This is a genomic window from Flavobacterium cyanobacteriorum (assembly GCF_002251835.1).
Lineage (GTDB): Bacteria > Bacteroidota > Bacteroidia > Flavobacteriales > Flavobacteriaceae > Flavobacterium > Flavobacterium cyanobacteriorum.
In genome coordinates, this window is the sequence record NZ_NOXV01000297.1 from 1 (window position 1) to 21,794 (window position 21,794).

Here is a 21,794-nt window from a genome sequence, read left to right on the forward strand (position 1 = left end):
AATAAGCTGGAAATTAATTTAATACAATTTTTGTCGTGTACTTAGCTGAATTTGGATTTATTTATTTAGACAGGACTTCCGGATTTACTTTTAGTTATGAAGGGAAGTTCCACATTAAGGAAGGAAAAGAGCGTGTATTAGTTTCTTCAGGGCTATCCGGAACCACAAAATACAGGCTTGACCGCAATACTATAAGGCTACAAATTATGCCTGAAAGTATAAGAAAGATATTAAAACTGCCTGTAGAACCTGACTGGCTACATGTTTATCGCAAAGGCGAGGAGGAGCTTGAGGCGCTTATAAGACGCGGTTTCCACTACAACCACGTGGGCGGAAGTGAACTTGCCATACCTATTTTGCTTAAAGCCTATGCCAAAGACCCACATGCTGAGACATTAGAGTTTGAATTAAGTTATGCTTATAACGCCACCGAACAGTATGATAAAGCTGTTGAAGTACTTAATAAAGCTATTAAGCACGACCCTAAGAACTTTTGGTTTTTGCGGGAACTGGGCTATGCTTATCTTCACCTGGATAAAATTGACGAAGCTGAAAAAACATATAAAAAAGGTATAGCCATGACTGATAATACAATGCAGCAAGCTGAAATGGCCTTTAACACTGCAGGAATGTATTACCGTCTCAAAAACAGGAAAAAGTTTGATGAGTGGTTAGCTGTTGCGAGAAAATATGCTGAAAAAGACTCGCCTTATTATAAGCCACTTGAGGATATGGAAGCCAATTTTGGGAAAAATTAAACTATGCCTACCTACCTTGCCCTGCTTCGCGGGATTAACGTCAGCGGGAAAAAGATCATCAAAATGGAAGACCTGCGCCACCTCATGAAAAGTGTGGGCTACACCAATGTGAAAACTTACATCCAGAGCGGCAACGTCATATTTGGCAGCACTACGCACTCTAAAGAAAAAGTAGCCGCCAGTGTTGAAGCGTTGATTGAGGGTTATTATGGCTTTGATGTTGCCGTATTTATTTTTGACGCCAAAGATGTTGAAAAGGCGGTAGATAATAATCCTTTTGTGAGCCAGCGTGAGCCTGAGGGTGCCGGAAGCAAAAAATTATATCTAACCTTCCTCTCTGAAACCCCTTCGCCTGAAAACAGGCCAAAATTACTTGAAGCCCCCATTGGGGATGACCTCATTGAAATAGTTGGCGATGTAGTGTATTTTAAATTGCAGGCTAAAGCATCAGAATCTAAATTGTCTAATAATCTGATTGAGTCAAAACTAAAGCTTAGGGCCACAACCCGCAACTGGAATGTAACGCTCAAATTGCTTGAACTGCTGCAAGTAAACAGTAAATAAATATTACATTTTTGTTAATTGTAATAAGTGAATTGTATGTCATACAGAAAAAAGCTACTTTTACTGGTGAACCAATTTTAAAATCAATTATTATCCCAAAAAGTTCATTAGAGTAAATTTCTAATGGCGGTCATTAGAAGAATTATGATTAAAAGTATTGATAATAAATGATTTATGTATTGCTTTTGTGAGTGAAAACTTGGTAAGAAAATCTTACATTACACTATGGATTTACAGCTATCATTTACCNTACAGTTGGTTTGTGTTACCGGCACATCAAGCACAGTTCCGCAAATGTTGCCTGTAAGCGGGGTAACTGTTACCGTATAGTTACCTATAGCTGTAGCCGCAATGGTTATGCTGTTTCCTACTGTGGCTCCTGAAGGATTCTTCCACTCAATTGATACATTACTTACATCGTACACTGCGTCTTCAAAAACAACTTCAAGTAGATAACTGCCACCATCACATGCTTGCGTTGCACTAATCTGTGGCGATGGTATAATATCTATATCAAAACTCACTTCGTTAAAGCATCCCGCGCCGTTTGAGGCATAAATATATAGGGTTTGCGATGTAGTTATCTGAGTGCCTGCAGCGATGGGGGTTCCTTCACCGCCTGGAGTGCTGTAATAAGCACCCTGCGTAAGGGTCGGGAGAGTGTAAGCATTACATACCTCTATATCAGTAGGGTCTGTTAATACAGGGCGTTGTAAAATAGTTACAGTAAATGATCCTTCACTGTTAGGGCATACCGGTGAGCCGGATGCCGCGAATATGTATACAGTCTGAGTAGTGGTAAGCAGCTGCCCTGCGTTAATCAAAGTACCGGTGCCATTTGGCCCGCCTGGTGCGGTATAATACTGCCCTACAGCAAGTGCCGGAAGAGCATAGCTTTCACAGGCTGTTTGCGCCTGAGGGACATTAATAACCGGTGAATTGCTTATTGTTACTGTAAAACTGGTTTCGTCAGTACAGTTTGGTGTGGTGCCAGATTGCGCAAATATGTATATAGTCTGTGTAGCTGTAACCTGTGAACCTGCAGGCAATAAATTGCCCCCACCGTTAGGCGCTGTGTAATAATTACCCGATGTAAGCACCGGGAGAGTATAGTTTCCGCAGGCAGACACATCGGCAATCTGGTCAGCAACCGGTACAGGCGTAACAGTAACATTTACGGTGTCTTCTGCCGAGCATCCGCTATTATTAACTACTACTTTGTAGCTGCCGGCCTGTGTTACGGTTAAGCTGCTTCCTGTCTCGGTTAGCGGCTGCCCGTTACGGGTCCAGGCATAGGTAATGGCAGACGAAGCAGGATCAAAATTTACTGCCGCCACTGTTATGACTGCATTATTGCCATCGCAGAAAGAAAAATCCTCATTGATGGTGAACTGCGGCGTAAAATCCTGTACTGTTATAGTAAAGTTTTTAACCGTTGTACACTGGCTGGCAATATCCTGAATACGTACATAAATAGTCTGTTGGTTAGCCGTTGTATTTGTAAATAAAGGGCCTACCGCATTAGCATTATTCTCGGCATCTTCCTGTGATATGTGGTACGATACAGAATATGCAGCCGGATTAAGAGTACCCAGTATTGCCTGCGTATTTGAATTAAAGTCAAACTGATTGAACCCAGAAGCATCACAGGCAACAAGGTTTTGAGGACTGCCCGTAATATCTTCTATCGGAGGATAAAACTCTACTGTTACAGAAGCTTCTCCAGAACAGGTTGACCCAATATATGACGCTGTTATTGTATAAAGCCCCGGTTCAGTGACCACAAGCGAAGGGCTGGTTTGGTTTGGAATAATTTGTCCGTCTTTTTTCCAGACAAACTCATAGTCTGCGGGGTTAAGCTGGCTGTCAAGCACTACCTGCCCGCCGGCACAAACCGCGTTTCCGTTAGCCACCAGGCGGTTAGGCCCTAAAGTTACATCACCAATCTGGAAACTTCGCCCTCTCAGGAAGACTGCTGAGTTATAGCTGTTATCCCTTGCATTGGCTATAATTAATTTGATGTTATATATGTGTGTAACATCAAGCGGCGAAGAGGCCGTTAAACTCTTGGTTTGCCCGTTATAGCGTATAGGGTCATAAGCATTGTCATTATATTGACCGAAAAGGCTTTCATTAATACCTTCACAAACAATATTATCAGGGTGAATGGTGGTGACCTGTATAGGTGTATCGGTACCGGGTACTACAGCAAGATTAGCCGATGAACCTGTAGTAAGGTCAGTAAGTATGAAAGCAAATGAATCTGAAAATGAGCATTCAAAACCTGCTGCATCATATTCTTCTGAAGCAAATATAAAATCAAAATTAAGTTCACTTATTAAGGGTACAAAATCAAAAGATAGCATTGTAGCGGACCTGCTGTCTCCTTCCGGTAAAAATTCTGGGCCTAAAACTGCTTCAAGTTCAGCGCTGCCGGGCCATCCCTGGGAGTCTGAGCTATTACTGTCTGCCAGAGGGAACCTGTTTGGCCCTACGGCTGCCGTGGCATCATACGTAGCAAGAATAACACCGTCAGCATAACCCTGCGGCAGTTCAGTCGATACTCCAAATTGTGAGCCATTCTGGTTAAAATATCCGATACCGTTTTCAAGGCCGAAATTAGTACCGGTTGAGAAAGTAATATTGCTTACCACGGCACATTCAGAACCGATTAATACCTCCCTTACCAGCTGTTCAATACTATACTGCGTCTGCGAGACTGATATTGGAGGCGGAGGCGTTATTACACATACATTAAATGTAGAGGTTTCAGGAGTATCGGAGAAACTGTAAATCCTTATCTTATAAACATTGCCTGGCACCAGATTGTTAGCATAACTCACATTATCATCGCTACAGTAAATTTGTGTTAGCGAACCGCAGGCATTTCCTGAATAAAGCACATGGTACAAATCGGTTGTAGAACCTGTAACATTTTCCAGGCTTATGGCATGTACGGGTCCTGTTGCCGTGAACTCGAACCACACATCGTCATTATCATTACCAAAACAGGTATTAGCCTGTGATGAGGCTGATGCGCCTATAACGCTGCCCGGTACTGTCTGTAGGCATTCAACGCCTGGATTAACAGGGACTGTGATTGCGTTTGCACACTCATCATTTACAGGTCGCGTTCCAAACTGGAACGGTCCTGCCCAGCTGCTAAGGCCATTGGCCGCACCGCAGTCTGTACGCACGTAAAATTCATATAAAGTACCTGCCTGTAAGCCTGTTGCAGCAAACGTAGGCGTAGTACCCGGAACAGGTGTGCCTGGTGTGGTTAAAGACGGTCCGGCGTTTTCAGCTGGCTGTACTATGATCTGCCAGCTTGTTGCCCCATTCATTTCAGTCCATCCAAGATTTGCCGATGTTTGAGTAACATTTGTTGCTATGAGGTTTTGCGGCTTCCTGCAGGTTACAATAAGTACATTAACATTATCAATGGCTGCAGGTGGCTGGTTATCCCCAAAATCGTCATTCTGCCATTCAAAAATAAGCCTCCTTGTGGTACCGCCAAAAGCATTAGTATTAATTTCAAAACTTGCCGTTATAAATTCTCCGTTATTATAAAAGTTGCCTCCAAGTTGTATCCTGCCAGGACCGGCTGATATCTGCGTCCCCGGAACCGGGTTAAAGTTTACCGGCACAAGCCATACCCTTAGATAGTCGTACTGGAAGAAATCAAAGCCTTCACCAACAGCCCTCCAGTCAAAGTTCACTTCAATAGATGCTGTTCCTGCCGGTATGGCAAGGTCCCTGTAGGCATGTGTTACCGAAGTTGTACTTACATAACTGTTGGTAGCGCCGTTATCTGAAGTAACATATAAAGAATGTGTACCGCCATTGTTAACAGCTGTGCCTACAACCCATTTGTTAGCCTGGTTGCCGTTGTTGAATGTCCAGGAAATATTACCTTCAAAATCGTCAATATAATTAAGAGTGCCAGGTATCTGAGGCGTATTGAATGCAATTGGGCCAATCCAAAAACTGTTGCCATTAGGGCCGCCACAATTGCTTCTCACCCAGAAATAATAGGTCTTGCCCGGCTCAAGGGTATTAATTGTTACACCTGTTGTAGCTACATTACCAGTTGGCGGAGTGGTGGCAGAGGGTGGTCCTGGCAATTGGGATATATAATAATCAAATGTAGGCGTGCCTGAATTTGTAGGTGCATTCCAGGTGAATGCAGCCGAAGTAGTGGTTAGGCTTGCAGCCGTAAGCGCTAATGCTGTAGGTACACGGCAGGTAACAACGGCTATTTTAATATTATCAATGGCGGCTGGTGGCGGGGTACCCCCAAAATTGTCATTATTCCATTCAAATACAAACCTCCTTGTGGTTCCTGCCCACGCATTGGCATTAAGGGTAAAGTTAGCTGTAACCCAGTTCCCGTTCAGGTTAAAAGTACCGCCAACCTGTTGCCTTCCTCCGCCAGCAGTTATTGGTGTACCCGGAACCGGGGTAAATGCTGCCGGAACGACCCACACCCGTAAGTAATCAAAGTTGAAAGCGCCACCGCCTTCGCCAACAGCCCTCCAGTCAAAGGAAAGGCTTACTTCATTCACGCCTGAAGGTATGGCAACATCGCGAAACGCCTGCACTACCGATGCGGTACTATTAGTATAAGAGTTGGTTACACCGTTATCATTTGAAATATACATAGATTGGGCGCCACCGTTATTAGCTGCGGTGCCTACTACCCACTTATTAGCCTGGTTGCCGTTATTAAGCGCCCAGCCACTGTTAGTACCTTCAAAATCCTGCGTATAATTAAGCGTAGCCGGTATTTGCGTAGTAAAGAAACCAAAGGGCCCGGCCCAGGTACTTTCTTCGCCATTATTGCATAGCAGCCTTACATAATACTGATAGTTGGTGCCCGCCTGCAGGCCTGTAGCCTGTACCGGGTTGGTACCGGTAGGCGTGCCTGCGGTAGTATCGGTTGGCGCTGGTGCGCCAAAAGGCAGTACAACATATTCCCATGTACCGGTAGCGGGTCCATCCCACTTGAGGGAAGCTGTAGTTTCTGTAACATTAAGCACCGTCAACCCGGAAGGCGGGAGGCATTCCGGTTCCAAGCAGTCGACTACGCCGCTAAATAATGATCCGCCAGGCGTACCCTGATTGGGTCCTTTAACAAAAAGCGTCTGCCCGAATGAATTGACAACGGATACTCCTACTTCACCGGGAAAATTTCCTGCCACGTCCCAAAATAATTCATACGGCTGGTTGTGGCAAAGCGGTACTGTTACCGTTTCCGGGCCTGTACTTCCTGTAAGTGAAAGTGTGGCCACAACAACCCCATTTTGCCTTACTGACATAGAGGCTCCTTCCCAATCAATAAATGTATCTGTTAGTATAAAGCTGTAGTTGCACTGCTGTGCAGGATTACATAATGTTGTAGTAAAAAAATAAGGGCCTGCCCATGCGCTGAGCGTTCCGTCTCCGCAGTCAGCCCTTACATAGTACTGGTAATTTGTGGCAGGTGAAAGCGGCAAGGCCGTCTCGGCAAGGAAATTGTTATTATCCAGTACCAGAAGGCCCGGACCTGATGGTATAGACGAACCTGCAGGCTGCACGGCAACCTCCCATGCTACGGCTCCGCTTGGATTAGACCAGGAAAGGGTTGCAGAGTTGTCCGTAATATTTGTGGCAGGATTGCCTACCGGCGGCGCACAATTTACCGGCTGCACAATTAATGTGTAAGGCGTTGACAGTGTTGTTCCCGAAGTACTTATAACTATATAATAGGTTTGCCCAGCCGTAACGGCAAATGAAGGTATATTTACAGGAACAGAATTGCCCGTTCCGCCCGCTGCGCAGCTTACACCTATATTAGCACAACTGGTATATACAAACAAGCCCGAATTAGGACCGTTACCCGTCATACTTATACTGATATTACCATTAGTCGCTGCCGTGTAAGAATACACTACATCATTACCATTAAGGAAAGATCCGGTAGTACCACAACCCGAAGCTCCGGGGCTGCCGTTATAATCATCACCATAACCTGAAGTGTTGTCCGTATCAGAATAAGGAAGAGCAGCTATTACCTTTGGTGCGGTACAGGTAGCACCCAGCGCCACTGTGGTAAAGTTTACCGGCCCTACCCAGTTACTGGGATTATCCGGCCCTCCACATAATGCCCGGACATAATATTTATACTGGGTACCGGGCTGGAGTACCGGCTGATACGGCAGCGGGCCTGAATATATGACACCTGTGCCCGTTGGCGGGGCATCAATTGCGAGTATCTCTATCTCCCACTGTGTTGCACCACTAGGATTTCCCCATGAAAGATTGGCTGTAGTAAGCCCCACATTGGTTGCTACAGGATTGGTTGGATCAACGCATAACTGAAGCGCACTTACATCATCAATAAGCCAGCGGTCGCCATTGTTGGTCGCCGTCATTATGAATGCAATATAAACCTGCTGCCCCTGGTACTGTGCCGGGATGGGCAGGATTTTCTGTGTATAAGTCTGCTGTTGGGGGTTAATTTCCAGCTCACTCCATCCGTCGCTGTCAATAAGTGACACATAACTTCCTACAGCAAGCTGATTTGGGTTGTTGGATATTCGCACGTCATAGCGCGTCCCCTGATCATTTGCCTGAACCAGTTTAGACCAGAATTTAAGCTGGGCATTTGCCGGAACAGTAAATTGTTTGGTAATGAGCCAGTCCTGAGGGTTGCCTGAGGCAACATTGGCCCGAGCCATATAAGCTGCCCGTGGCTGTGAATATGCCGTAAGCACAGTACTGCCTGTTGGGTTTAGCTCCCACTGCAGGTTCGTACCTACATCATTTTGGTATGTTGCCCATCCGCCTGCGCCAACCGGCCAACCGTTATCAAAATTTTCGGTTGGAAGCTGTGCATAGGCGCATAAATAAGATACCATCATGAAAAACATTAACGTAATTTTTTTCATAGACCTTATAATTTAGCAGTTAAAATTTTATTTCTCCGAATATAACTAAAAATCTTCATTAATTCTTAACAAATAATTGGTAATTGCTAATTTTTTCCTAAAAAAAACAAATTATATTCCTATTGTTATATCTGTAAAGAGAAAAAACAAATTTCCCCACTACCTGTTGTTTAATAACAATTTATATATTTGGGCAGTAATACCTGATTTTAGGGATGAGTAACAGTACCAGGATTTATTTTGCATCAGATCAGCATTTTGGCGCACCGACACCGCAACTCAGCTTTCCGCGCGAACAGAGATTTGTGGCATGGCTCGATAAAATTAAGCAGGACGCAAAAGTGCTTTTCCTCCTGGGTGACTTGTTCGACTTTTGGTTTGAGTATAAAACCGTTGTACCTAAAGGCTTTGTACGGGTACTCGGTAAACTCGCAGAATTAAGGGATTCGGGTATAGAAATTCATTTTTTTACCGGCAATCACGACCTGTGGATGCATGATTATTTTGAAAAGGAATTTAATATACCGGTATACCATCGTCCCAAAGAATTTAGTTTTAACAATAAAATTTTCCTGATAGGGCATGGCGACGGCCTTGGGCCTGGAGATGTGGGCTACAAACGGATGAAGAAGGTATTTACCAATCCTGTATCCAAATGGCTCTTCCGCTGGCTGCACCCCGACGTAGGCGTAAAACTGGCACAATATCTTTCGGTAAAGAATAAACTAATCTCGGGCGAAGCCGACGTGAAATTTTTAGGAGAAGACAAAGAATGGCTGGTACAATACAGCAAGCGAAAGCTGCAAAGCAAACATTACGATTATTTCGTTTTCGGGCACAGGCACCTGCCCATGATTATAAAAGTAGGCGAAAACTCAAGCTATATTAACCTGGGCGACTGGATAGGCTATTTTACGTATGGTGTTTTTGACGGGGAGAATTTTGAATTGAAGGAGTATACATCAATTTGAAAATTATGCAATTTGAAAATTTTAAGATTATCCTGAGATTTTCAAATTTAAAAATTTTCAAATCTTTAAATTAGTCCTCACAACGTATATCCCTTAGCCTCAACTGCAAACTCGCCTGCCCGTTCCATACGTTTTCATCTACAGAATATACCGCGTCAAATGCATTGCCGTTGCAGGCCAGTTCTTTTTTTGCGGCAAGGCCAAAGCCAATGGCAGGAAAACCTTCAGTCCCCTGCTGTTTAATGAAAAGCCGCAGGTGGCTCTCATCTGCCCCGATAGGCTTGCCGAAACCGGTGTCTTTAAGATTACGTGACAGGAATACCGGTGTCATATTACCCGGCCCAAAAGGCTCAAATTGTTTTAAAATCCTGTAGAACCTGGGCGTAATTTGTGAGAAGGTGATTTCAGCATCGATACTTATTTCGGGAGTAAGCAGCGCTGGGTCTATAGTTTCCGCTACAACGGCTTCAAAGCGTGCTTTAAAATCAGGGAATTGCTCTTCTTTCAGCGTAAGCCCAGCGGCATACATGTGGCCGCCAAACTGCTCAAGGTGCTCTGCGCATGCTTCAAGGGCATTGTAAATGTCAAAGTCTTTAACAGAGCGTGCCGATGCTGCCAGCCTGTCACCACTTTTGGTAAACACAAGCGTGGGCCGGTAATATGTCTCCGTAAGGCGCGAAGCCACAATGCCGAGCACACCTTTGTGCCAGTTTTCATTATAAACTACCGTAGTAAAACAATTAGTTTCGGCACGTTCTTCAATTTGCCTGAGGGCTTCTATAGTCATCTGCTTATCCAGGCCTTTACGGTCGGCATTAAGTAATTCTATTTGTGAAGCGCATTCCTCGGCCTGCTCCAGGTTAAATTCCGTAAGCAGTTCTACAGCATATTTCCCATGCCTGATACGCCCGGCAGCATTAATACGTGGTGCTATGATAAACACCACGTCATTGATACACAGCTCCTGCTTTTTAATGTTCCGGATAAGTGCCCTGATACCGGGGCGGGGATTAGCATTGATGACTTCCAGCCCAAATTTCGCGAGTACGCGGTTTTCCCCGGTAATCGGTACTATATCAGCTGCTATAGCCGTAGCTACAAGGTCAAGGTAGGGAATTAAATCGTTAATGGCTAACCCTCTCCTCCCGGCAAGTGCCTGCACCAGCTTGAAACCTATCCCACAGCCGCAGAGTTCATCATATGGATAAGTGCAGTCTTCGCGCTTGGGATCAAGCACGGCAACGGCCAGGGGTAATGTATCGCCAGGACGGTGATGGTCGCAGATGATAAAATCAATGCCTTTTGCTGTGGCATATTCAACTTTATCTATGGATTTAATACCACAGTCAAGAGCTATAATGAGGCTGCAGCCGTTATCATAGGCATAGTCAATGCCGGCAAAAGAAACGCCGTAACCTTCTGTGTACCGGTCAGGTATATAGGTGTCAACATTTTCATAATACGATCGAAGGTAAGATGAAACCAGTGCTACCGATGCAGTGCCATCTACGTCATAATCGCCAAAAACCAGAATATTTTCATTATTAGCAATAGCCTGCTCAATACGTCGCACGGCCCTGTCCATATCTTTCATCAGAAACGGGTCGTGCAGGTCAGATAATGATGGGCGGAAAAACTGTTTTGCCTGCTCAAAACTTTCCACACCACGCTGTACCAGCAGCGAAGCTATAACCTCATTAATACTGAGGGCTTCGGCAAGCTGTTTTACTTTGTTGTGTGCGGGTTGTGGTTTGAGTGTCCAGCGCATATGCAAATAGTTAGAAGGCAAATATAAGAAAAGCCCTGTTTTTTATTTTATCCGGTATGCGTTTGGTATGAATTTGATTAGTGATTTAACCCTGGAAAAGTAATTTTTAAATGATCCGTGAGGTGTCAATACAACTACGTGCATTTTTAATTAACTCGTGTACCAAAAGATAAGCTATACGTAATAGCTTTTATCTCAAATACAGAAAAACAGGGATTAAACTTAATTGTAATTGAGAGACCTTCTATTCTTCTATGATCTCGATTTTTACTTTGAATGTGCCTGAACCTTTATGTGAAGCTATTTCCATAAAAGCCTGCTTGGTAAGGTCTATTTCAAGTTTTTTGCTGAAAGGCCCGCGGTCATTAACGGTAACATCAACCCACCTGCCGTTCTTTTCGTTGGTTACCCTTAATTTTGTCCCGAAAGGGAGCCTCATGTGGGCCGCGGTATATTTTTTATTGCTGAAGCGCTCCCCACTGGTAGTTTTCCTGCCGTTGAACTTATCGGCGTAGTAAGTAGCAAGCACATCTTTTTTATAGAGCTTTAATTTTGTTTCCTTTACTTCTTTTACCACGGCCGGTTTTTCTGCTTTTGTGGTATCAGAAACTTTTTTTGCAATTTTTACAATATTTCTTTCTGTTGTTACTCCTGAAACTGTAAACCCTGAAACAAGGAATACTAAAAGTACGGCACTAAAAAAGATGATGCTTTTCTTCATACTATTTTGTTTAGTTAAACAATCGGTTTGGCAATTATCATGCCATGGGGTTCCTATCTATTACCCCAGCCACTGGCCCCACGGTATCCTGCTGAGCAGTAAGAGCAGCCCTATGGCATACATATACATTATATTTTTAAATTTTGCACTGTCGGCTGTAGCCCTCTTATGTTTTGACCAGCCAATGGTTATAAACGTAATCGCGATAAGGTTTGTAAGCGGATGCTCTACCACAAACAGCCTTAGCTCTGAATTTTTCATAAGCCCACCCATACCTAATTGCTTTGCTGCTTCCATTTTTGGTGAAACAAACAAAAGTACAAGGCCCAGCACAAGCTGAACATGTGCAAAAATAAGTGCTATCAAAGCAATTTGCCTGTCTTTTTTCAGGAAAGCCCTTTTTGAAGAATTTCCAAGGAAAGCATTAAGCGCCGCAAGCAGCAGTAGTATAAGTACTGCAAAAGCCCAGTAAGAATGTAAACCAAGTATTGATTCGTACATAATTTGAAAAGGTTAGGGAGGCAAATATACTCAATTACTGGCAAAAAATCCTTTAAAAAGGTATGTTAATTACTTGTTAACGCTAATTTAGAACCTGTATAAGAAGCAGTTATGTAAATAAAAAGCCCGAAAATCCTCGGGCTTATAATAATGATTAATTGTCGAGAAAGTTCTTCAGCAGAAATGCAGTTGAGCTGTCGTGTTCTTTTACAGTACCTGAATTTATTTCATCCAATATAGAATTGGCCAGTTGTTTTCCCAGCTCAACGCCCCACTGGTCATAGCTGAATATATTCCAGATTACACCCTGAACAAATATTTTATGTTCATACAGTGCGATTAACGAACCCAGTGTTCCGGGTGTAAGTTTTTTTATAAGGAGCGTATTGGTGGGCTTATTGCCCCGGAACACTTTGAATGGCAGCAGGTAGTCCGCTTTCTTTCCTGTTATGCCCTGCTTTTCAAACTCTGCCTTTACCTGTGCTTCTGTTTTGCCATTAAGCAACGCTTCCGTCTGGGCAAAAAAATTCGACATTAGCTTATCATGATGCCCTTTGTTGCTGTGCAATGGCTGCACAAAACCAATAAAGTCGGTAGGTATTAGCTTCGTTCCCTGGTGTATCAGCTGGAAGAAAGCATGCTGGGAATTAGTGCCCGGCTCGCCCCATATAATAGTACCTGTCTGGTAATTTACAGGATAACCGTCACGGCCTACGCTCTTGCCATTGCTTTCCATAATGCCCTGCTGCAGGTAGGGTGCCAGTTTCTGCAGGTACTGTGTGTATGGTATAAGGGCTTCACTTTCGGCGCCGAAAAAGTTATTGTACCAAATACTGAGCAATGCCAGTACTACCGGTATATTTTTATCAAAAGGGGCTGTACGGAAATGCTCATCCATATCGTGCGCGCCCTTTAATAATTTATCAAAATTATCAAATCCAACTGCCAGGGCTATAGACAGGCCAACCGCGCTCCATAATGAAAAACGGCCGCCAACCCAGTCCCACATCGGGAAAATATTATCTTCGGCAATACCGAACTCCGTTACTTTGCCTATGTTAGTAGAAACGGCCACAAAATGCCTGGCTACATCTTCCTGTTTTGCCGACTGCAGGAACCATGCCCGCACTGTTTCGGCATTAGACAATGTTTCCTGCGTCGTAAAAGTTTTTGAAGCCACCACAAACAAAGTTGTTTCAGGATCAAGGCCCTTCAGGCTTTCCATAACATGGTCGCCGTCAACGTTTGATATAAACCGGACATTAAGGTGGTTCTTGTAAAATTTTAGAGCTTCAACTACCATATTAGGCCCCAGGTCAGACCCGCCGATACCAATATTAACCACATCAGTAAACGGCTTATCTGTATAACCCCGCCTGCTTCCGCTGATAACCTCATCACAAAACTGCTTTATCTTGTTTTTAACCGAAAACACCTCCGGCATAACATTTTGCCCGTCAACTTTTATATCTGCATTAGCAGGGGCGCGCAGTGCTGTATGCAGTACTGCCCTGTTTTCGGTGCGGTTAATGGCCTCGCCCCCAAAGTACCCCTCCATAGCCTGCTTCAGGCCGGTCTCTTCGGCCAGGCTAAGCAGCAGTTTAACCGTTTCTTCAGTAATAATATTTTTGGAGTAATCCACTAAAAAATCATTCCACCTGATGTGGAACTTTTCTGCCCTGCCTTTATCAGCAGCGAACATCTCCTGCATTGATGCGTATTGCATTTCCTCAAAATGTTCCCTAAGATTATGCCATGCGGCGGTGCCTGACGGGTTTATGTTTTTCAGTGCCATTATTTTTTAAATTTTATGTTTGAGATACTGTCAAGTTCTTTTTTAAGCGGTGTCATATAAGCCATAAACCTGGGCTTGTGCTTTTTAGCCATAGGCTCTGAGTTTGGCAGTTTTTGCCGCAACGCGTCCACCTGCACGCCATTCTTCCAGAAACGGTAGCATACGTGAGGGCCTGTTGCAAGGCCCGTGCTGCCTACCCTGCCTATAATATCGCCCTGTGAAACTCTTTGCCCCTGGCGTACCAGTATTTTAGACATGTGCAGGTACTGGGTTGCGTAGGTGCTGTTATGCCTTACTTTAACAAAGTTGCCATTGCCCGAGGTGTAGCCTGTCCTTTCAACAACACCGTTTGCTGTGGTCATAATGGGTGTGCCGTGCGGAGCGGCATAATCTGTGCCGTTGTGGGCTTTCCATCGCATTTGTACGGGGTGGAAGCGCCTTGCCGAAAAACGCGAACTGATATGTATGAATTTTAAAGGCGCTTTAAGGAACATATTTTTCAGTACTTTCCCTTCTTCATCATAATAATCAGCCTTTTTGGCATTTTCATCCTGTTTAAAAGGAAAAGCATAAATTTTTTTGCCTTTGTATTCAAAAAAAGAGGCTTCTATATTTTCAATACCTGCATAAATGGAGCCGCTTATATACCTCTCATTTACCGTAACGGCAAATTTATCACCTTTTTGAATCTTGAAGAAGTCAATGGTCCAGGCATAAATCTCCGAAAGTTCCTGGGCCAGTGCAGGGGTAGCCCCGGCCTTATCAAGGGTTTCAAACAATGAACCGTCTATCTCGGCCGCTATGACCCTGCGTTTTATAGTAACAGGCTTTACGGTTTTGTATGCTTTCGCTATGGTATCCCTGAGATCAACCACATAGTAGCTGAGGTTATCGGGCTGGTAAACAAAAACCTGCAGTTTGTTAGGTGCTTTTTTATCTTTAAGCAGGGTAAAGGGTTTACCTATACGTATATCGCGCAGGTCGAAAGAATCTTTTATAGCTTCGGTTACTTTATGTACCTGTGCAGCATCATATCCTTCATCTTCCAGTATATTGCCGAAAGTATCGCCCGATGCGATAGTGTCGCGCACTACCTTAAAGTTGTTAAGCGTAAAGCCAAACTCTTTTATAATAGGCTCTTTTTTTATGGTGGGATTACTTTTGGCGTTATCCTCTTCTTTACAGGCAAATAGTGTTAGTAGTAGTAATATGCTTATTAGATATCTCAACTTGTGTGGTTTATTTTGGTTATACATTCTCTCCCCAGGCCTTCAACTCTTCTTCTGACCATAGTTCGGGGAAAAATATCCTCCGCTGGTAACGCGGGTGCATGTATTTCTTCCAATCGCTTCCTCCCGTAGCTTCCTGTGGGCCGGCTACGCTTTCAATATATTTTTTTGCAGTGTTATAGTGCCCCATCACCCACGTTACATTAACCGTGTAGTCATAATGGCGCATGGCGGCAATAAGGGAAGCATCATTCCGGCTCTCATCGGGCAGCTGCTTAAACTTTCTCCAGATATTTATGGTATTGTATTCTTCCATAAAACGCAAAAAATCTGTTTTATAGCGTTTTTCAAATTCTTTCAGGAGGTATGATTTTTCTCCGGTTTGGTAATCCTTGCCGGCAGCCTGCCAGTAAAGGTGCTCGAGTGCGTGTTCATACGGGGTGTTCCTGTCTATGGTGTCGCGGAAACGATAATCAATAAGGTTTATCAGGTCGGTTGAGGCAAATTCAATTAACCTGTACTGCGCGCTCTGGAATCCGCTTGCCGGCGTGAGGTTGTTCCTGAACTTCATGTACTGTTCTACTTCCATGCCGTCGCGCATAATGTCAAATGAAGTGGTAAGCATATCAAAATACCTGCTGATACGCATAAGCTTCTCTGTAAAAAACTCCTTTGACGGAGTTTCGGTATGGCAAAGTTGTTCTACTTCCCACAGTATCATTTTAAACAACAGCTCATTGACCTGATGATACATTATAAAAACCATCTCGTCGGGCAGTGAAGTACGTTGTACCTGAAGGCTAAGCAGGGCGTCAGTTTGTATATAATCCCAGTATGTTAAAGGTTTTGACCATAGCATACCTTCCAGGTGGACTTCCGTTTTTTGGTTTAAAGACCTAAACCTTTCATCAATTTCATTGAGTTTTTGTTGTATAGCAGGTGTAAACTCCATGTGTTACTTTTTAGCTTTAAGCGGGGCTTTTAATCCCCTGAATTCATCAAGGTCAGCTTTTAGCGACCCTACTGCAAGGCTGGCTTTTATGCGGAGCGGAATTTTATTTTCATCGTCTGAAATCCAAACGGTCAGGCTTTCCTGCTCTTTGAAAACACGCCCTGCCTGCACATACGGCCTGAAGATCATGGCGGCAACTTCACCCCATTTTGTATCAACGGTCTCACGGCCTATGAACTTTAGTTTAAATTTGGTTATCTCGTCGTCAAAAAACATATCTACAGATATTGATTCGCCTACCTCCATTTTATCTACTTTAGGATGGTTCCTGAGGTAGTAAAACGTAGAAACAATATCCTGTACATTTTCAGTAACTGTAAATGTTTTTTGTGATTTATTTTTATAATCTTTTACAAGTACTGTATTATTATCCTGGTTAAAAAAACCTTCCTGGTTCTTGGTATAGCCCCCCTCGTTGATTTTCCTTACAAACTGATAGGGCTTCCCGGTAGTTTTGTCAAAATAGCTCTGGTAATCATCTTCAACTTTAAAAAAAAACTTTGTCATCCCCGTTGTGTACCCACGGCCTACCACATGGTGTACTTTTTTATTATCCCGCACGGCTTCCTTAACTTCAAGGGTAGCATAGCCGGCATTTACTATACCATAATGTATGCGGAACTTAAAGTATTCGCCCGTCTGGAAAGCACTTTGCGTAGATGTACCCGTGGCGGTATATATCAGTAATAAAATAAGCAGCTTTTTCATAGCAAATTCTTGTTTTCAGCATTTTTACACCCACGGTACAATTTCTGTTCCAAAAATAAGAAACAAAAAAACCCAGTCAAAATAATGACCGGGTTTTTATGCTATTAACCAACCAAAAACTATAAATTATGAAAATTTACTTTGCAAAAATTCCAAACACCTGTGTATCCTGGTTTTTGCGATGCAAAGGTAGGTATGTTATTGAAAAATAATTAATTAAATTTTTATTTTAACACATACTCTTTAAAATTTCAGCCGTTATTAGGGTTAAAATTACATTATGTTTAAAAAAATAGGTTTTTTATAAAGTACCCCTTAATGCCTGCTCCCTTTCAATACTTTCAAAAAGGGCTTTAAAGTTGCCCGCGCCAAAACCACGCGCCCCCATACGCTGTATTATCTCAAAAAACAGGGTCGGGCGGTCTTCAACCGGTTTGGTGAATATCTGCAGCAGGTACCCTTCTTCATCGGCATCTATCATTATGCCCAGGCTCTCCAGCACATTGATATCTTCTTTCATAATACTCATGTGCTCACCCAGGCGGTTGGGTACGTCCAGGTAATATGTGCGTGGCGGCGCAGAAAGGAATTCAACGCCACGGGATTTAAGGCCAGATACTGTTTTAATAATATCATCGGTAGCTATAGCGATGTGCTGTACTCCCGGCCCCCCGTAAAAATCAAGATACTCTTCTATCTGTGATTTCTTCTTGCCTTCTGCAGGCTCATTGATTGGAAATTTGATGCGGCCGTTGCCGTTGCTCATTACCTTACTCATAAGGGCAGAATATTCGGTATTAATCTGCTTGTCATCAAAAGACAGGAAGTTTACAAAGCCCATAACCTCCTCATACCACTTCACCCAAACATTCATTTCGTTCCAGCCTACGTTGCCTACCATGTGGTCAACATACTTAAGGCCTGTGGGTTCAGGGTTGTAATCGCTTTTCCATTCTTTGTACCCCGGCAGGAAAGGCCCGCTGTAATTTTTGCGCTCTACAAACATATGAACCGTTTCGCCATAGGTATAGATACCTGAGCGAACTATTTCACCAAACTCATCTTTTTCCACTGTTGGCTCCATATATGGCCTGGCACCGCGCTTTGTGGTTTCTTCAAAAGCGCTGCGTGCATCATCAACCCATAGCGCTATTACCTTTACTGCATCACCATGCTTTACTATATGGTCGTTAAGTGGCGAATCAGCTTTCAACGGCGTTGTAAGCACCAGCCTGATTTTCCCCTGCACCAGCACATAGGACGCCCTGTCTTTCATTCCGGTTTCAAGCCCGGCATAGGCCAGTGACTGGAACCCAAAGGCGGTCTTATAAAAATGCGCGGCCTGCTTGGCGTTGCCTACAATAAACTCTACATAATCCGTACCCAGCAGCGGCAGGAAATCCTGTGCCCCTTCAAATATTTTTTCTAATCCGTATTCTACGCTTTTAACTTCTTTTTCCATTGTATTGTCTGTTTTGCCTTCCGGCTAGATTGTAATCAAATTATTCAACCCACGATTTATAATACTGCCCATCATCAATAGCCATGGCATCTTCAGTAACCATAAGCGGCCTGAAGGTATCTACCATAACCGCAAGCTCATGGGTTTCCGCCTGCCCTATGCTCCTTTCCATAGCGCCGGGTGCCGGCCCGTGCGGTATGCCTTTAGGGTGAAGTGTGATATGCCCCTGCTCAATATTGTTCCGGCTCATAAAATCGCCGTCAACATAATACAGTACTTCATCGCTGTCAATATTGCTGTGGTTATAAGGTGCAGGTATTGATTTGGGGTGATAGTCATACAGCCTCGGGCAGAATGAGCATACCACAAAGGTTGATGTTTCAAACGTCTGGTGTATCGGCGGCGGCAGGTGCACACGTCCCGTTATAGGTTCAAAATTGTGTATACTGAAAGCGTACGGGAAGTTGTAGCCGTCCCAGCCCGTTACATCAAAAGGGTGTGTGGCATATACCACCTCGTGTATCATGCCTTCTTTCTTAATCTTTATAAGGAAGTCTCCTTTTTCATCGTAGGTTTCCAGCTCTGAAGGCAGTTTAAAATCCCTTTCACAAAAGGGCGAGTGCTCCAGGTGCTGCCCGCTTTGGTTCTTATATCGCTTCGGTGTGTAAATTGGCGCAACCGATTCTACATAAAAAAGGCGGTTATCTTCGGTTTCAAAATCAATCTGGTAAATCATCCCCCTGGGGATTATAAGATAATCCCCGTATTCAAAAGGGATATTGCCCATAAAGGTACGGAGCTTCCCGCTGCCTTTGTGGATGAAAATCATTTCATCGGCATCGGCATTTTTATAAAAATATTCCCTTAGCGACTTCCGTGGGGCTGCCAGGCCTATTATACAGTCACGGTTTACCAGCATGGCTTTGCGGCTGTCCAGGAAATCATCCTGCGGCTTTACCTGGAAACCTTTAAGGAGCAATGATTTTATGTTCTTCTCAATGGCTATCTTAGGCTCGGCCGAATAGGACTTTTTTATCTCTTTTACCTGTGTAGGCCTGTGCACATGGTACAGCAGCGATGAATGGCCATGAAAGCCTTCGGTGCCAAAAAGCTGTTCATAATAAAGCCCGCCTTGCGGCTTCTCAAACTGTACATGTCGTTTTTGGGGGAAATTACCCAGTTTATGGTATATTGGCATATTTTTAATTTATTAAATGATACTTAAAAAACAGTTTATAAAGAAACTGCTCACTCAGGATTTCTCTTGATGAGGAACTTAAGGTAACTTAATAAACCTGCCCAATTAGCACTCATAGTAATACAAATATCGTAAAAATTTAATTTTCCCGCGCTTATTTTAATAAAAATCAAAACACAGCCAAAAAAATATAATGTTCTGTTACTATAAAAAATACCCGTTAATCGGGATGGCGCGGGGTATGTTCTAAAAAATAGTTTTACACCCGTAATACGCTGTGTTTTTGGAGTTACTTCACGCGCGGGACATTAACCAATCAAACACATAACCAAGCAATTGATTTGAACCGAAAAGGCGGGAATATTCCCGCCTTTTACTTATGTTACGATTTATAATGTATAAAAATTTATGAATTAAGCTATATCAGGCTTTCTTTTCAAGTTTTGAATTTCGCTTACTGTAAAGAAAATATACTAATATCCCGAGGGTTCCCCAAATTATAAAAGTGTACCATGTTTCGGTACGTACCTGTGTCATTAAAAACAGGTTAAACGCGACTCCCAACGTCCCTACAATGTATACGGCAGGAGTTTTATAAGGACGCTCCAAGAGAGGTTTTTTTATACGCAAAACCATTACAGCCATACACACCATGGCAAAAGCAAGTAAGGTTCCCATGGAACACATTTCAGAAACTTTTTCAATAGGAGTGAGGGCTGCCACCACCGAAATGATAAGGCCTACGAGTATTGTGCTTTTGTGCGGGGTAAGATATTTGGGGTGTAAATCTTTGAAAAAAACCGGGAGAAGGCCATCTTTAGCCATTCCTAAAAAAATACGGGTTTGCCCTAACATCATTACCAACATTACTGACATCAATCCCGCTGTTGCTGCAATGGTAATGAGGAAGGTAGCCCAGGTAAGCCCGACACCGCTAAATGCCGAAGCTACCGGCGCCGTTTTATCTAGCTGGTCAAACCGTACCATCCCGGTGAGCACGAGTGAAACCAATATGTACAAAATTGTGCAGATGATTAATGAGGCTACAATGGCAAAAGGAACATCTTTTTTAGGATTAATGGCTTCCCCTGCCTGTGTAGATACTGCATCAAAGCCTATATAAGCAAAAAACACTATCGTAGCCGCTGTCAATACTCCTCCAAAACCAAAATTAATTTTTTCTGCGCCATCAATAACCGTAATAGTTTCAGCTGGAATAAACGGAACCCAGTTATCAGGATTGATGAAGAACGCACCGGCTATTATTACAAAAAGTACTACCGCGATTTTCACCACTACAATAATATTGTTAGTTTTTGCTGCTTCTTTAATTCCTTTTACCAAAATAGCTGTAATAATCCAGGTAATTAAAAAAGCAGGAAGATTGAATACAATACCTGACAGATCTATTGATGAATAATGTTCGGCAAACTGTACAATACCTTCCCCATTGGCAAAATTTTGAAAATCTTTTAATGATGTGAGGCTTTTGAACGCCCCGGAAAATTCAGCGTTGGCAAAATGGGCCTTTATTTGCTCAAAGGTAGCCCCTGTATGGGTTGCCAGATACTCCTTTACCGCATCAACAGCCTTAGCATGGTTTAATTTTTCTAATGCGGTAGCCTTATCTGACAAATAGGCTAATGGCAATTTGATGTGGAATAGCCCTAAAAGTTTAGTAAAATACCCGCTCCAGGCTACTGCCACGGTTGTGGCGCCCATCATATATTCCAATATCAGGTTCCACCCGATAAACCACGCGAATACTTCGCCAATAGTGCCATAGGCGTAGGCATAGGCAGATCCCTCCACAGGCAGTACTGAAGCAAATTCAGCATAACATAAGGACGCAAACAGGCAGCCAATACCGGCAATAACAAATGACAGGGCCAGGGCGGGCCCGGCAAAATCATGTGCAGCAATTCCCGTGAGGGTAAAAATTCCGCCCCCGATAATGGCTCCAATACCTAAAGATGTCAGTCCCCAACGGGTCAACACACGGTTAAGCCCCCCTTTTTTCATATCTGCCTCAAAGGCAGAAACAGGTTTTACTCTCCAAATTGACATATAAAAATGTGTTTGTTTTTGATTTCCAAATATAGGTTTTTTAAAATAAAATTAACCTATAGTCAAAAAAACATAGCGATATCCTCTTAAAAAAGAAGTTTATTAACTTTA

At 43.3% G+C, this 21,794-nt stretch carries 14 protein-coding genes; 3 read left to right on the top strand and 11 right to left on the bottom strand.

Annotated elements, in window-relative coordinates; genetic code table 11:
- The first annotated feature begins 35 nt into the window (after nt 1-35).
- The gene (locus CHU92_RS12360) at nt 36-758 is read left to right on the top strand and encodes a tetratricopeptide repeat protein (RefSeq protein WP_094416029.1); all 723 of its coding nucleotides are present in this window, start codon (nt 36-38) and stop codon (nt 756-758) included.
- Nucleotides 759-761: 3 nt separating this feature from the next.
- The gene (locus CHU92_RS12365) at nt 762-1,322 is read left to right on the top strand and encodes a DUF1697 domain-containing protein (RefSeq protein WP_094416031.1); all 561 of its coding nucleotides are present in this window, start codon (nt 762-764) and stop codon (nt 1,320-1,322) included.
- A 218-nt stretch (nt 1,323-1,540) separates the two neighbouring features.
- Here CHU92_RS12365 and CHU92_RS12370 read toward each other — a convergent pair whose 3' ends face one another.
- The gene (locus tag CHU92_RS12370; protein WP_094416033.1) at nt 1,541-8,251 is read right to left on the bottom strand and encodes a choice-of-anchor L domain-containing protein; all 6,711 of its coding nucleotides are present in this window, start codon (nt 8,249-8,251) and stop codon (nt 1,541-1,543) included.
- Nucleotides 8,252-8,466: 215 nt separating this feature from the next.
- Between CHU92_RS12370 and CHU92_RS12375 the strand changes: the two genes are divergently transcribed.
- A complete protein-coding gene (locus CHU92_RS12375) occupies nt 8,467-9,222 on the top strand; it encodes a UDP-2,3-diacylglucosamine diphosphatase (RefSeq protein ID WP_094416034.1) in 756 nt (251 codons plus the stop codon).
- Nucleotides 9,223-9,292: 70 nt separating this feature from the next.
- Here the strand turns inward: CHU92_RS12375 and recJ are convergent, their stop codons facing one another.
- From recJ to CHU92_RS12425, 10 genes are all read right to left on the bottom strand, one after another.
- Nucleotides 9,293-10,990, bottom strand: coding sequence for a single-stranded-DNA-specific exonuclease RecJ (recJ, locus tag CHU92_RS12380; RefSeq protein ID WP_094416036.1), 1,698 nt, complete (start codon nt 10,988-10,990; stop codon nt 9,293-9,295).
- Between the two features lie 244 nt (nt 10,991-11,234).
- Nucleotides 11,235-11,711, bottom strand: coding sequence for a septal ring lytic transglycosylase RlpA family protein (locus CHU92_RS12385; protein WP_094416038.1), 477 nt, complete (start codon nt 11,709-11,711; stop codon nt 11,235-11,237).
- Nucleotides 11,712-11,771: 60 nt separating this feature from the next.
- Nucleotides 11,772-12,212, bottom strand: a complete 441-nt coding sequence (locus CHU92_RS12390) for a hypothetical protein (protein WP_094416040.1) — start codon at nt 12,210-12,212, stop codon at nt 11,772-11,774.
- A gap of 154 nt (nt 12,213-12,366) precedes the next feature.
- Nucleotides 12,367-14,007, bottom strand: coding sequence for a glucose-6-phosphate isomerase (gene pgi / locus CHU92_RS12395; RefSeq protein WP_094416042.1), 1,641 nt, complete (start codon nt 14,005-14,007; stop codon nt 12,367-12,369).
- Complete coding sequence (locus CHU92_RS12400) at nt 14,007-15,263, bottom strand: peptidoglycan DD-metalloendopeptidase family protein (protein ID WP_165764655.1); 1,257 nt, start codon at nt 15,261-15,263, stop codon at nt 14,007-14,009. Before CHU92_RS12400 ends, pgi begins: the two co-directional genes overlap by 1 nt.
- Entirely contained in the window at nt 15,256-16,188 is a 933-nt protein-coding gene (locus CHU92_RS12405; protein ID WP_094416044.1) for a tryptophan 2,3-dioxygenase family protein, read from the bottom strand. The genes CHU92_RS12400 and CHU92_RS12405 overlap by 8 nt, the downstream gene beginning before the upstream one ends.
- A gap of 3 nt (nt 16,189-16,191) precedes the next feature.
- A complete protein-coding gene (locus CHU92_RS12410; protein WP_094416046.1) occupies nt 16,192-16,956 on the bottom strand; it encodes a DUF3108 domain-containing protein in 765 nt (254 codons plus the stop codon).
- Between the two features lie 301 nt (nt 16,957-17,257).
- A complete protein-coding gene (gene hppD / locus CHU92_RS12415) occupies nt 17,258-18,418 on the bottom strand; it encodes a 4-hydroxyphenylpyruvate dioxygenase (protein WP_094416047.1) in 1,161 nt (386 codons plus the stop codon).
- Between the two features lie 40 nt (nt 18,419-18,458).
- The gene (locus CHU92_RS12420) at nt 18,459-19,616 is read right to left on the bottom strand and encodes a homogentisate 1,2-dioxygenase (protein WP_094416049.1); all 1,158 of its coding nucleotides are present in this window, start codon (nt 19,614-19,616) and stop codon (nt 18,459-18,461) included.
- A 423-nt stretch (nt 19,617-20,039) separates the two neighbouring features.
- The gene (locus CHU92_RS12425) at nt 20,040-21,683 is read right to left on the bottom strand and encodes an amino acid permease (RefSeq protein ID WP_094416051.1); all 1,644 of its coding nucleotides are present in this window, start codon (nt 21,681-21,683) and stop codon (nt 20,040-20,042) included.
- Nucleotides 21,684-21,794 lie beyond the last annotated feature (111 nt).

Excerpts from the sequence above, each read along its gene's own strand:
- CHU92_RS12365 (WP_094416031.1), top strand. The coding sequence starts at position 762 with ATGCCTACCTACCTTGCCCTGCTTCGCGGGATTAACGTCAGCGGGAAA.
- CHU92_RS12375 (WP_094416034.1), top strand. The coding sequence starts at position 8,467 with ATGAGTAACAGTACCAGGATTTATTTTGCATCAGATCAGCATTTTGGC.
- recJ (WP_094416036.1), bottom strand. The coding sequence starts at position 10,990 with ATGCGCTGGACACTCAAACCACAACCCGCACACAACAAAGTAAAACAG.
- CHU92_RS12385 (WP_094416038.1), bottom strand. The coding sequence starts at position 11,711 with ATGAAGAAAAGCATCATCTTTTTTAGTGCCGTACTTTTAGTATTCCTT.
- CHU92_RS12390 (WP_094416040.1), bottom strand. The coding sequence starts at position 12,212 with ATGTACGAATCAATACTTGGTTTACATTCTTACTGGGCTTTTGCAGTA.
- pgi (WP_094416042.1), bottom strand. The coding sequence starts at position 14,007 with ATGGCACTGAAAAACATAAACCCGTCAGGCACCGCCGCATGGCATAAT.
- CHU92_RS12400 (WP_165764655.1), bottom strand. The coding sequence starts at position 15,263 with ATGTATAACCAAAATAAACCACACAAGTTGAGATATCTAATAAGCATA.
- CHU92_RS12405 (WP_094416044.1), bottom strand. The coding sequence starts at position 16,188 with ATGGAGTTTACACCTGCTATACAACAAAAACTCAATGAAATTGATGAA.
- CHU92_RS12410 (WP_094416046.1), bottom strand. The coding sequence starts at position 16,956 with ATGAAAAAGCTGCTTATTTTATTACTGATATATACCGCCACGGGTACA.
- hppD (WP_094416047.1), bottom strand. The coding sequence starts at position 18,418 with ATGGAAAAAGAAGTTAAAAGCGTAGAATACGGATTAGAAAAAATATTT.
- CHU92_RS12420 (WP_094416049.1), bottom strand. The coding sequence starts at position 19,616 with ATGCCAATATACCATAAACTGGGTAATTTCCCCCAAAAACGACATGTA.
- CHU92_RS12425 (WP_094416051.1), bottom strand. The coding sequence starts at position 21,683 with ATGTCAATTTGGAGAGTAAAACCTGTTTCTGCCTTTGAGGCAGATATG.